This is a genomic window from Streptomyces sp. NPDC059454 (assembly GCF_042749965.1).
Lineage (GTDB): Bacteria > Actinomycetota > Actinomycetes > Streptomycetales > Streptomycetaceae > Streptomyces.
The window spans coordinates 13,721-25,523 of sequence record NZ_JBHYVC010000024.1; the positions used below are offsets into that span (position 1 = coordinate 13,721).

General features: G+C 70.5%; 13 protein-coding genes. 9 read left to right on the forward strand and 4 right to left on the reverse strand.

Annotated features, from left to right (window positions below; translation table 11 throughout):
* The first annotated feature begins 10 nt into the window (after positions 1 to 10).
* From ybeY to era, 6 genes are all read left to right on the forward strand, one after another.
* Positions 11 to 508, forward strand: coding sequence for an rRNA maturation RNase YbeY (gene ybeY, locus ACFXAE_RS18350; protein ID WP_384715399.1), 498 nt, complete (start codon positions 11 to 13; stop codon positions 506 to 508).
* Positions 505 to 1,806 (forward strand): hemolysin family protein, encoded by a 1,302-nt coding sequence (locus ACFXAE_RS18355; RefSeq protein WP_384715402.1) that lies wholly within the window; start codon positions 505 to 507, stop codon positions 1,804 to 1,806. Before ybeY ends, ACFXAE_RS18355 begins: the two co-directional genes overlap by 4 nt.
* A complete protein-coding gene (locus ACFXAE_RS18360; RefSeq protein WP_384715405.1) occupies positions 1,803 to 2,162 on the forward strand; it encodes an MmcQ/YjbR family DNA-binding protein in 360 nt (119 codons plus the stop codon). Before ACFXAE_RS18355 ends, ACFXAE_RS18360 begins: the two co-directional genes overlap by 4 nt.
* A gap of 20 nt (positions 2,163 to 2,182) precedes the next feature.
* Positions 2,183 to 2,536 carry a cytidine deaminase gene (locus ACFXAE_RS18365; protein ID WP_384715408.1) on the forward strand — a complete coding sequence of 118 codons (354 nt, stop codon included), beginning with the start codon at positions 2,183 to 2,185 and terminating at the stop codon, positions 2,534 to 2,536.
* A 198-nt stretch (positions 2,537 to 2,734) separates the two neighbouring features.
* Entirely contained in the window at positions 2,735 to 3,214 is a 480-nt protein-coding gene (locus tag ACFXAE_RS18370; protein ID WP_384715411.1) for a hypothetical protein, read from the forward strand.
* Between the two features lie 117 nt (positions 3,215 to 3,331).
* Complete coding sequence (gene era / locus ACFXAE_RS18375) at positions 3,332 to 4,285, forward strand: GTPase Era (protein WP_384715414.1); 954 nt, start codon at positions 3,332 to 3,334, stop codon at positions 4,283 to 4,285.
* A 161-nt stretch (positions 4,286 to 4,446) separates the two neighbouring features.
* Here era and ACFXAE_RS18380 read toward each other — a convergent pair whose 3' ends face one another.
* Genes ACFXAE_RS18380 through ACFXAE_RS18390 form a run of 3 tightly spaced genes read right to left on the reverse strand, consistent with a single transcriptional unit; the run spans position 4,447 to position 7,174 of the window.
* Positions 4,447 to 5,757, reverse strand: a complete 1,311-nt coding sequence (locus ACFXAE_RS18380; protein ID WP_384715417.1) for a GH1 family beta-glucosidase — start codon at positions 5,755 to 5,757, stop codon at positions 4,447 to 4,449.
* Positions 5,758 to 5,815: 58 nt separating this feature from the next.
* Complete coding sequence (locus ACFXAE_RS18385) at positions 5,816 to 6,082, reverse strand: protealysin inhibitor emfourin (protein ID WP_384715420.1); 267 nt, start codon at positions 6,080 to 6,082, stop codon at positions 5,816 to 5,818.
* A gap of 21 nt (positions 6,083 to 6,103) precedes the next feature.
* A complete protein-coding gene (locus ACFXAE_RS18390; RefSeq protein WP_384715423.1) occupies positions 6,104 to 7,174 on the reverse strand; it encodes a M4 family metallopeptidase in 1,071 nt (356 codons plus the stop codon).
* Positions 7,175 to 7,494: 320 nt separating this feature from the next.
* Between ACFXAE_RS18390 and leuA the strand changes: the two genes are divergently transcribed.
* Both leuA and ACFXAE_RS18400 read left to right on the forward strand, forming a co-directional pair.
* Positions 7,495 to 9,216, forward strand: coding sequence for a 2-isopropylmalate synthase (gene leuA, locus ACFXAE_RS18395; RefSeq protein WP_384715426.1), 1,722 nt, complete (start codon positions 7,495 to 7,497; stop codon positions 9,214 to 9,216).
* Positions 9,217 to 9,401: 185 nt separating this feature from the next.
* Positions 9,402 to 10,103 (forward strand): TerB family tellurite resistance protein, encoded by a 702-nt coding sequence (locus ACFXAE_RS18400; RefSeq protein ID WP_384715429.1) that lies wholly within the window; start codon positions 9,402 to 9,404, stop codon positions 10,101 to 10,103.
* A 38-nt stretch (positions 10,104 to 10,141) separates the two neighbouring features.
* Here the strand turns inward: ACFXAE_RS18400 and ACFXAE_RS18405 are convergent, their stop codons facing one another.
* Positions 10,142 to 10,687, reverse strand: a complete 546-nt coding sequence (locus ACFXAE_RS18405; protein ID WP_384715432.1) for a GNAT family N-acetyltransferase — start codon at positions 10,685 to 10,687, stop codon at positions 10,142 to 10,144.
* A 342-nt stretch (positions 10,688 to 11,029) separates the two neighbouring features.
* Between ACFXAE_RS18405 and ACFXAE_RS18410 the strand changes: the two genes are divergently transcribed.
* Positions 11,030 to 11,782, forward strand: a complete 753-nt coding sequence (locus ACFXAE_RS18410; RefSeq protein ID WP_384715435.1) for an SCO2525 family SAM-dependent methyltransferase — start codon at positions 11,030 to 11,032, stop codon at positions 11,780 to 11,782.
* Positions 11,783 to 11,803 lie beyond the last annotated feature (21 nt).

The window sequence follows — 11,803 nt, forward strand, 5'->3', positions numbered from 1 at the left end:
CGAGCACCAGATGTCGATCGACGTCAACAACGAGTCCGGAACCGAGGTCGACGAGCAGGCGATCCTCGACATCGCCCGCTACGCGCTCGCACGGATGCGTATCCACCCGCTCTCCGAACTCTCGGTGATCGTCGTGGACGCCGGCGCCATGGAGCAGCTCCACATCCAGTGGATGGACCTGCCCGGGCCGACGGACGTCATGTCGTTCCCGATGGACGAGCTGCGGCCCCCGTCCAAGGACGACGACGAGCCCCCGCAGGGGCTGCTCGGCGACATCGTGCTCTGCCCCGAGGTCGCCGCCAAGCAGGGCGAGGAAGCGGAGACGGGGCACACCATGGACGAGGAGCTGCAGCTGCTCACCGTCCACGGTGTGCTGCACCTGCTCGGCTACGACCACGAGGAACCGGACGAGAAGGCCGAGATGTTCGGCCTGCAGGCCGCCATCGTGGACGGCTGGCGCGCGGAGAGGGGCCTCACCGGCCCGTCCCCGGCCCCGACCGTGTCATGAGTCCGGCACTCGTCCTCGGCGCGATCGCCCTGGTCGTCGTCGCCTGGCTGGCCGCCTGCGCGGAGGCCGGCCTCGCGCGCGTCTCCAGCTTCCGCGCCGAGGAGGCCGTACGCTCCGGCCGCCGGGGCAGCGCCAGACTCGCGCAGATCGCCGCCGACCCCACCCGCTACCTCAACGTCGCGCTGCTGGTCCGCGTCGCCTGCGAGATGGCCGCCGCCGCGCTGATCACCCACGGCTGTCTGCGCGAGTTCGACGGGACCGCCGAGGCGCTGCTGATCGCCATCGCGATCATGGTCCTCGTGTCGTACGTCGCCGTCGGGGTCTCCCCGCGCACCATCGGCCGCCAGCACCCGCTGAACACGGCCACGGCCGCCGCGTACCTCCTGGTCCCGCTCGCGCGCGTCATGGGACCGGTCCCGTCGCTCCTCATCCTCATCGGCAACGCGCTCACCCCCGGCAAGGGCTTCAGGCGCGGACCCTTCGCCTCCGAGGCGGAGCTGCGCGCGATGGTCGACCTCGCGGAGAAGGAGTCGCTGATCGAGGACGAGGAGCGCCGGATGGTGCACTCGGTCTTCGAACTGGGCGACACCCTCGTGCGCGAGGTCATGGTGCCGCGCACCGACCTCGTGGTGATCGAGCGGTACAAGACCATCCGCCAGGCCCTCACCCTCGCCCTGCGCTCCGGTTTCTCCCGCATCCCGGTGACCGGCGAGAGCGAGGACGACATCGTCGGGATCGTCTACCTCAAGGACCTGGCCCGCAAGACGCACATCAGCCGGGACGCCGGGAGCGACCTGGTGTCCACGACGATGCGCCCCGCCTTCTTCGTGCCCGACACCAAGAACGCCGGCGACCTGCTGCGCGAGATGCAGAAGCAGCGCAACCACGTCGCCGTCGCCGTCGACGAGTACGGCGGCACGGCAGGCATCGTCACCATCGAGGACATCCTCGAGGAGATCGTCGGCGAGATCACCGACGAGTACGACCGTGAACTCCCGCCGGTGGAGAAGCTGGGCGAGGACCGCTACCGGGTCACCGCCCGCCTCGACATCGGCGACCTGGGCGAGCTGTACGGCCTGGAGGAGTTCGACGACGAGGACGTCGAGACCGTCGGCGGGCTGCTCGCCAAGCACCTCGGCCGGGTGCCGATCGCGGGCGCCTCGTCCGTGGTCGCGCTCCCCGACACCCGCGAGCTGCGGCTGACCGCCGAGGCGTCGGCCGGACGCCGGAACAAGATCGTGACGGTGCTGGTGGAGCCGGCGGACCCGCCCGCCGACGAGGAGGAGAAGCCGGAGTGACCCCGCAGGAGCTGCGCGCCCTCTGTCTCTCCTTCAACGCGGCCGTGGAGGAGTTCCCCTTCAACCCGGAGACCTCGGTCTTCAAGGTCCAGGGCAGACTCTTCGCCCTGACGGACCTGGGCGCGCGCCCCCTCAAGGTCAACCTCAAGTGCGACCCGGAGGACGCCATCCGGCTCCGCGCCGGACACCCGGACCTGATCACCCCCGGCTACCACATGAACAAGCGCCACTGGAACACGGTGACGGTGGACGGCGCCCTCCCGGACCGCCTGGTCCGGGAGTTGGTCGAGGACTCGTACGACCTGGTCGTGGCCGGTCTGCCGCGAGCGGACCGCCTCCGCCTCGACCGGCCCTGAGCCCCCTTTATGCTCGGATCATGACCGACAGCAGCGCGCTCGACGCCGAGGACCGCAAGATCGTCACCCTGGCCCGCTCCGCGCGGGCCCGCAATGGTGTGCCCGAGGGGGCCGCCGTACGCGACGAGACCGGGCGGACGTATGTCGCCGGGACCGTGGCCCTGGAATCCCTGAAGCTCAGCGCCCTGCAGACGGCGGTGGCGATGGCCGTGGCGTCCGGCGCGACGTCGCTGGAGGCGGCGGCCGTGGTGACGGAGGCGGAGTCGGCGTCGCCCGAGGACCGGGCGGCCGTACGGGACCTCGGCGGCCCCGCGACCCCGGTCCTGGTGGCCGGTACGGACGGCACGGTCCGGGAGACGGTCACCGCGGGCTGAGGCCGCGCGGGACTCCCGTCTGTTACCTGCGGTAAGTAGGCCGGAATCCCACCTTGTCGCGCGCTGCCTCTCGCGCATCAATGAAACCAGCCGGTACTGACGGAACGTCAGCCGACGTGATCGCGGCGGGTCCGGACCCACGCTGCCGAGCAGTTCCCCCCACGGAACTCCCCCCACACGGAAAGGGACCGGAATCCTATGAGAGGCAAGCGAATCGGAACAGGCGCGTCGCTGGTGGCAGGGGCCCTCGCGGTCTGCGGGCTCGCCTTCGCCCCCACCGCCGCCGCCGTCGCCCCCGGGGCGGCGACCGTCAACGCCGACTGCGGAAGCTGGGGCGGCGGCGACGCCACGCTCACGGCCACCCAGAACGGCACGTCCGCCACCGTCACCCTCAACACCTCCGCGGTCACCGCGCCCCTCGCGATCGGCCAGGACTCGCTCGTCTCGGAGCTGACCCTGGTCAAGGCCGGCGGCGGCACCACCGTTTTCAAGGGCACCGAGAACCCGGCCATGGCGACCGGAGACGCCCTCGAGGTCGGCCCGCTCACCGGGACCGTGGCCTCCGGCGACAGCCTCGAGGCGTTCGGAGGCACGCTGAAGGTGACCGCGTTCGGCTTCATCACCATCACCTGCACGGCGACCGCGCCGCAGTCGCCGGGACCGTTCGTCTTCGACTGATCCCACTGGACGGCCGGACGGACGGACGGCCGGACCGGGTCCTCACGGACGCCCGGTCCGGCCCCCGTCCCGGACGGTGGTACGGCGCGGCTTTCGGGATCAGGGAGAATGGGCGGCATGAGTGTTCGTACCCAGTCATCCGAGCAGCCCGCCGAAGCTGTCCACCGGGCCGGCTTCGCCTGCTTCGTGGGCCGCCCCAACGCGGGCAAGTCCACCCTCACGAACGCTCTGGTCGGGCAGAAGGTGGCGATCACCTCGAACCGGCCGCAGACCACCCGGCACACCGTGCGTGGGATCGTGCACCGCGAGGACGCGCAGCTGATCCTGGTGGACACCCCCGGACTGCACAAGCCGCGCACCCTGCTCGGCGAGCGGCTGAACGACGTGGTCCGCACCACCTGGGCCGAGGTCGACGCGATCGGCCTCTGCATCCCCGCCGACCAGAAGATCGGTCCCGGTGACCGCTTCATCGCCAAGGAACTGGCCGGGATCAAGAAGACCCCGAAGATCGCGATCGTCACCAAGACCGACCTGGTGGACGGCAAGGCGCTGGCCGAGCAACTGATCGCCGTCGACCAGCTGGGCCGGGAGCTGGGCATCACCTGGGCCGAGATCATCCCGGTGTCGGCGACCGCGAACCAGCAGGTCGACCTGCTGGCCGACCTCCTGATCCCCCTGATGCCCGAGGGCCCGGCGCTCTACCCCGAGGGCGACCTCACCGACGAACCCGAGCAGGTCATGGTCGCGGAACTGATCCGCGAGGCCGCCCTGGAGGGCGTCCGCGACGAGCTCCCGCACTCCATCGCCGTGGTCGTCGAGGAGATGCTCCCGCGCGAGGACCGCCCCGCGGACAAGCCCCTCCTCGACATCCACGCCAACCTGTTCATCGAGCGCCCCAGCCAGAAGGGCATCGTCATCGGCCCCAAGGGCAAGCGCCTGAAGGACGTCGGCATCAAGTCCCGCAAGCAGATCGAGGCCCTCCTGGGCACCCCGGTCTTCCTCGACCTGCACGTGAAGGTCGCCAAGGACTGGCAGCGCGACCCGAAGCAGCTGCGGCGCCTGGGCTTCTGACGGGGGCGGGTGTCGGCGTCGGGTTCCGCGAGCAGGTCGAGGCGCTGCTGGGTGCCCGCCGCGCGGCGGTAGCCGCATATCGGTACGGCCTCGACCTGCACGTGAAGGTCGCCAAGGACTGGCAGCGCGACCCGAAGCAGCTGCGGCGCCTGGGCTTCTGATCACGCGCGCTGCTCGCGCAGCAGCTCCCTGAACCAGCCGTACGACGCCTTCGGGGTCCGCTCCAGCGTGCGGAAGTCGACGTGGACCAGCCCGAAGCGGCGGGCGTAGCCCTCCGCCCACTCGAAGTTGTCCATCAGCGACCACACGAAGTAGCCGCGCACGTCCACCCCCGCCTCCACCGCCCGGTGCAGTGCGCGGAGGTGGCCGTCGAGGTAGGCGATGCGGTCCCGGTCGTCCAGACCGTCGTACGCGCAGCCGTTCTCGGTGATGACCACCGGCGGGAGGCGGTCGCCGTACCGGGCGCGGAAGGTGGTGAGGAGCTCCGTCAGGGCCTCCGGGACCACCGGCCAGCCGAAGTCCGTCACCGGGTACCCCTCGGTCTCCCGCACCGAGAAGGGGAGGTCGGCCGGCATCCGGACACCGCCGAAGTCGATCTCCGTGCCCTGCGGCGCGCCCACGCTCGTCGGCGCGTAGTAGTTGATCCCGTACCAGTCCAGCGGCTCGGCGACGACCTTCAGGTCCGCCTCGACGTCGCCCGGCATCAGCTCGGCGATGCCCTCCGGGTAGCGGCCGAGGAACAGCGGGTCGGCGAAGAGGCGGTTCAGCAGGAGGTCGTAGAAGTCGGCCGCCGCCCCATCCGCCTCGCCCTCGGACGCGGGCCAGGTCGGACCGTGGGAGTTCGCGATCCCGATGTCGCCGGCGCCCGACGCCCGCAGCGCCCGTACCGCCAGGCCGTGCGCGAGGAGCTGGTGGTGGGCCACGGGAAGCGCGTCGAACAGCAGTTTCCGACCGGGGGCGTGCACGCCCAGCGCGTGCCCCAGCAGGGTGTGCTCGGCGGGCTCGTTGAGCGTGATCCACTTCGTGACCCGGTCGCCGAGCCGCCCGGCGACCTCCGAGACGTACGCGGCGAACCGCTCCGCCGTGTCCCGTTCCAGCCAGTCGAGACCGACCGGCAGGTCCCAGTGGAACAGCGTCGGCACCGGCCGTACGCCCGCCGCGCACAGCTCGTCGACCAGCCGGTCGTAGAAGTCCAGGCCACCCCGCGACCGCACCCTCGGCCAGGAGACCGAGAAGCGGTACGCGTCCACGCCCAGGTCGGCCAGCAGTGCCACGTCCTCGGCGTGGCGGTTCACGTGGTCGCAGGCCACCGCCGCCGTCGAGCCGTCCCGCACCCGCCCCGGCTCGGCCGAGAACACGTCCCACACGGACGCCTCACGCGCGTCCACCGCCCCCTCGATCTGGTGCGCCGAGGTCGACACGCCCCACAGGAAACCGGCCGGGAAACGGGGCATCGGGTTCGTCGTCACCATGGCCCGGATCATCCGTACCCGAGCCGGGCCAAGTCAACGCCCATGCGGGACAAGCGAGTTACGCGCCCTCCTTCAGTACCCTCCGGATCAACTCCCGCTGCTCCTGGGTCAGCCGGGGATCCGCGCAGTACACCGACCTCCCGTCCACCGTGATCCGGTAGCCGAAGCCGTCCGGCACCCCGGCCGGCGGTGTGCCCCGGCCGGCGGCCATCACCCGCTCGGCCAGGGCGTGCCACTCGTGGGCGTCGGCGCGGCCCGAGGTGTCCACCTCGGCCCGCCGCTCGATCCCCGCGAACCCGCCCGTGCGCCGCACCTGAATACGCATGGGTCCCTGTCTAGTACGGAACTACAGCGTCCGCACTCCCACCCGCTCCCAGGCCTTCGTCACCGCCTGGAGCTCCTCGCCCTCCCCGTACCGGGCACGCGCCGCCTTCACCGTCAGCGTCGCGAAGTCCGTGAACTGCGCGTGCTGCCCCAGCTCCCCGCCGGTCAGCACGTCGTACCAGACCTGCCCGGCCCGCTCCCAGGCGTGCCCGCCGAGGGTGGTGGCCGCCAGGTGGAAGGCGTGGTTCGGGATGCCCGAGTTGATGTGCACGCCGCCGTTGTCGCGGCCGGTGCGGACGTAGTCGTCCATCGTCGCGGGCTGCGGGTCCTTGCCGAGGACGTCGTCGTCGTACGCCGTGCCCGGCTCCTTCATGGAGCGCAGCGCCTTGCCCGTGACACGCGGGGCGAGCAGCCCGGCCCCGATCAGCCAGTCGGCCTCGTCGGCGGTCTGGCCGAGCGTGTACTGCTTGATGAGCGCGCCGAAGACGTCCGACACCGACTCGTTGAGCGCGCCGGACTGGCCGAAGTAGTCCAGGTTCGCCGTGTACTGCGTGACACCGTGGGCGAGTTCGTGGCCGATGACGTCGATGGGGAGGGTGAAGTCGAGGAAGATCTCCCCGTCACCGTCGCCGAAGACCATCTGCTCGCCGTTCCAGAAGGCGTTGTTGTAGTCCTCGTCGTAGTGCACGGTCGCGTCCATCGGCAGTCCGTTGCCGTCGATCGAGTCACGGGCGTACGCCTTGAGGAACAGCTCGAACGTGGCGCCGAGACCGGCGTGGGCGCGGTTGACGGTGGCGTCCTGGCCGGGCGCGTCGCCCTCGCCGCGCACCTTCGTCCCCGGCAGGCCGGTGCCGTGCCGGGCGTCGTACACGGTGCGCCGCGGCTTGCCGGGTTCGGCCTCGGCGAGCGTGGCGACGGCCGGCGCGCCGACGACCGTGGTCAGCCGGCGCTGGGTGCGCTCGTAGGCGTCGCGCCTCAGGGTCCGGCGCGCGGGACCGTGGAGCACGGGGTCCTCGGCCTGCGCGAGCCGGTCGAGGACGTGCGGCGGGACGATGGTGCAGAAGACGGGCTCGAAGCCCCCGTTCGTGGTCATGTCCGGAACCATCGCACCGTGTGACGCGACTGTCACCACCCGCAACCACGATGAGGGAAATCGGATCCCATCCGCCCTCTCGCGGTTCCTTGAAGTGGTATACGGCACTTTTTGTCCCGTTCATCCCTCCGGTCCCGCATACTGATACGGACCTTCGCACGGTGGGCGACTCGGTTAAGCTGCGGAGCATCATGCGTTTCGGGCTGCTTCTCCTTAGCTGCCGCGGTGAGGGTCTGCAGTAGAGGCCGACCCCCTCCCCGCGGAGTTCGGCGTTGCGCCGTCGGCCGTCCATCAGGACACCCCGAGGAGCCCGAAGCATCATGGCGAACCGCCAGCAGCCCAGTCCCATGCCGATCCACAAGTACGGCCGCTACGAGCAGGTCGACATCCCCGACCGCACCTGGCCGGACAAGCGGATCACCACCGCCCCCCGCTGGCTCTCCACCGACCTGCGCGACGGCAACCAGGCCCTGATCGACCCCATGTCGCCCGCCCGCAAGCGCGCCATGTTCGACCTGCTGGTCACGATGGGCTACAAGGAGATCGAGGTCGGCTTCCCCGCCTCCGGCCAGACCGACTTCGACTTCGTCCGCTCGATCATCGAGGACCCGGACGCCATCCCGGACGACGTCACCATCTCCGTACTGACCCAGGCCCGCGAGGACCTGATCGAGCGCACGGTGGAGTCCCTGAAGGGCGCCAGGCGCGCCACCGTCCACCTGTACAACGCCACCGCCCCCGTCTTCCGCCGCGTGGTCTTCCGCGGTTCCAAGGACGACATCAAGCAGATCGCCGTCGACGGCACCCGCCTGGTCATGGAGTACGCCGAGAAGCTGCTGGGCCCCGAGACGGAGTTCGGCTACCAGTACAGCCCGGAGATCTTCACCGACACCGAGCTGGACTTCGCGCTGGAGGTCTGCGAGGCGGTGATGGACGTCTACCAGCCGGGACCGGGCCGCGAGATCATCCTCAACCTGCCCGCCACCGTCGAGCGCTCCACCCCGTCCACGCACGCCGACCGCTTCGAGTGGATGCACCGCAACCTGTCCCGCCGCGAGCACGTCTGCCTGTCGGTCCACCCGCACAACGACCGCGGTACGGCTGTGGCGGCGGCCGAGCTGGCGCTGATGGCCGGCGCCGACCGCGTCGAGGGCTGCCTGTTCGGGCAGGGCGAGCGCACCGGCAACGTCGACCTGGTCACCCTGGGCATGAACCTGTTCTCCCAGGGCGTCGACCCGCAGATCGACTTCTCCGGCATCGACGAGATCCGCCGGACGTGGGAGTACTGCAACCAGATGGAGGTCCACCCGCGCCACCCCTACGTGGGCGACCTGGTCTACACGTCCTTCTCCGGCTCCCACCAGGACGCCATCAAGAAGGGCTTCGACGCCATGGAGGCCGACGCGGCGGCTCGCGGGGTCACCGTCGACGACATCGAGTGGGCGGTCCCGTACCTGCCGATCGACCCCAAGGACGTCGGCCGCTCCTACGAGGCCGTCATCCGCGTCAACTCGCAGTCCGGCAAGGGCGGCATCGCGTACGTCCTGAAGAACGACCACAAGCTGGACCTGCCGCGCCGGATGCAGATCGAGTTCTCGAAGCTGATCCAGGCCAAGACGGACGCCGAGGGCGGCGAGATCACCCCGGCCGACATCTGGGCGGTCTTCCAGGACGAGTACCTGCCCAACCCGGAGAACCCCTGGGGCCGCATCCAGGTCGCCAACGGCCAGTCCACCACCGACCGCGACGGCGTGGACACCCTCACCGTCGAGGCCACGGTCGACGGCGCTCGGACCACCCTGGTCGGCAGCGGCAACGGCCCGATCTCGGCGTTCTTCCACGCGCTGCAGGGCGTCGGCATCGACGTACGGCTGCTGGACTACCAGGAGCACACCATGAGCGAGGGCGCCTCCGCGCAGGCCGCCTCCTACATCGAGTGCGCGATCGGCGACAAGGTGCTGTGGGGCATCGGAATCGACGCGAACACCACGCGGGCCTCGCTGAAGGCGGTCGTCTCGGCCGTCAACCGCGCGGCGCGCTGACCAGCCGAATCGGCGGTTTGAGGTCCCGCTCGCCGGAAAACGGCGGGCGGGACCCCGTCATATACCGGCCATCTCCATGTGCGGGTCACGGAAAGGTCTCGTCCCGGGTACTGACTCGGCCTCGTGGATGTGGCTAACATCACGCAAGCGCGGCGACGACGCTGTGGCGGTTATGGAGGTGCGACGTGCTGCCAGGACGGGGACCCAACGGCCGTGCCGCTGCCGCCAGACTGTCGCGCCTGCTGGGCACCCGCACCGCGTGGACGGCCGTCGGCGACGGGGAGTTCTTCTGCCCCGGCTGCGGCGGCGACCGCAACTACCAGCGGCTGACCGGACACCGCCGCTTCGCCCTCCTCGGCGTGCCGGTGCTGCCGCGCGGCGCGACCGGGCCGGTCGTCGAATGCGCGGCTTGCCGCCGCCACTTCGGCACCGACGTCCTGGACCACCCCACCACCACCCGCTTCTCCGCGATGCTCCGCGACGCCGTCCACACCGTCGCCCTCGCGGTGCTGGCCGCCGGCGGCACCTGCTCGCGCGCCTCCCTGGAGACGGCCGCGGCCGGGGTGCGCGCCGCCGGTTTCGACGACTGCACCCAGGAGCAGCTGGCCGCGCTCGTCGAGGCGCTGGAGGCGGACACCGGCCGCTTCACCGGGGAGCCCTGCACGGCGGGTCTGGCGATCGAGCTGCACGAGGCACTGGACCCGCTGGCCCCGCACCTCGCCGCGCCGGGCCGCGAGTCGATCCTCCTCCAGGGCGCCCGTATCGCCCTCGCCGACGGCCCGTACACCCCCGCCGAACGCGACGCCCTGGCCACCGTGGGCGCGGCCCTGACCATCTGCTCGGACGACGTGACCCGCCTGCTCGCGGCGGCACGCACTCCGTCCTGATGCCGCGGGGCAGCCGCTGCGGGGCGGCCCGGGGCTCGTCACAGCACGAGGCGCATCACCTTGCGGTCCTCACCCGGACCGAAGTAGTCCCGGCGCATTCCTCCGTCGGGCGGCTCCGGGCGGAAACCCAGGGAACGATAGAGCAGGATCGCGGCGTCGTTGGCGGGCTCCACGGTCAGCCGGACCCGTTCGGTCCCGCAGCGGCGCAGCCGCCCCAGGATCTCCACCATCAGTTCCCGGCCCAGCCCGTGCCGGCGCCGGTCCTCGGCCACGCACAGGCCGAGGATCCAGCTGTCCCCGCTGATCGCCGTGGTGGCCGCCAGGACGTAGCCGCGCAGCCGGCCGTCACCGTCGTCGAGGACGAGCAGATGACCGGCGTGACCGGCGTACAGGTCGAAGAGCTGCCGCAGCAGGAACGCCGGGTAGGCGACCTCCTGGAAGACCTCCTCGTCGAGTCGCTGCAGTTCGGGCAGGTCGGACTCCCGTGCCGTCCGCAGCAGCGGGGGCCGTGGTTCCGGTAGAGGTGTCGGCCGGGTGAGGCGCTTCTCGTGGTCCAGGGCGCGCTCAAGCGGTTCGGCGGTCATGCCACCCCCAGTCGGGACGTGAGACGTCAACGCGGCAGCCGTGGCCGCCGTTCACACGAAGGAGGGAATGGGGACCCCGGTGGCGGCCGGTGACTGCTTCTGGCTAGAGTGAGCGTCCAACTCGCCGTGTGCAAGGGCGAGTTCAGGTGTGACAGGACTGTGCTGGCGTGCGCCTGACGTGCGCCCGGTCACGGAGGACTGGCGTGTTCCTGGCTGTCTCCGCGTGCCGACCGGGCTTACCGTGCGAACACCGGAGTCGCTTCTTCGTCCGCCGACGTCCACTGGGGACTCGTGCGCTGGGCACACGGTCTTGTCCGACACTGAATGGAACTTGGCAGGGTGATGATGGATCGCAACGCCGACGCGCCATGGTCGAAGTTCGATCCGGAGGTGTACGTCGACCTCAATTACCGCACCCCGCTCGAGGTCGATCTGCTGATCGTGCGGCTCATGCGCGACTATTTCAGCCGCTGCTACGAGCAGGGCGTTCCGGCCTCGGTCCGCGGAGTCGACGTGGGCGCCGGCGCGAATCTCTATCCGGCCCTGTCCATGCTTCCCTGGTGCGAGAAGATCCTCCTTCTGGAATATGCGACTCCGAATGTCGAATACCTGGAGAAACAGGCGTCCGGCGGGGGGTACGACACGGCGTGGGACGCGTTCTGGGACGTACTGGGGGAGGCTCCCGCCTACCGGGACGTCGAGCCGCGGAGCCGGTTCGGCGAGATCGTCCGGGTGGAGCGCGCCAACCTGCTGGACCTCCACGGGCAGCGGCGCTGGGACATCGGCACGATGTTCTTCGTCGCCGACTCGATGTCCGAGTGCCCCGAGGAGTTCCAGCGGGGAGTGGAGTGCTTCATGGACGCGCTGAACGAGGGAGCCCCCTTCGCCGCGGCGTTCATGAAGGAATCCCTCGGATATCAGGTCGGCGGACACAAGTACCCCGCCTACCGGGTGAACGCGGACCGGGTCCGAAAGAGCCTGGAACCGTTCACCGCCGAGCTGGAAATCCACGACATGGACCACATGGTGCGGCCGGGGCACGAGGGAATGATTCTCGCGCTGGGACGGCGGAATTCGGCGATTGCCACCCCGTAGGAACGGGGACCATCTCTGAAC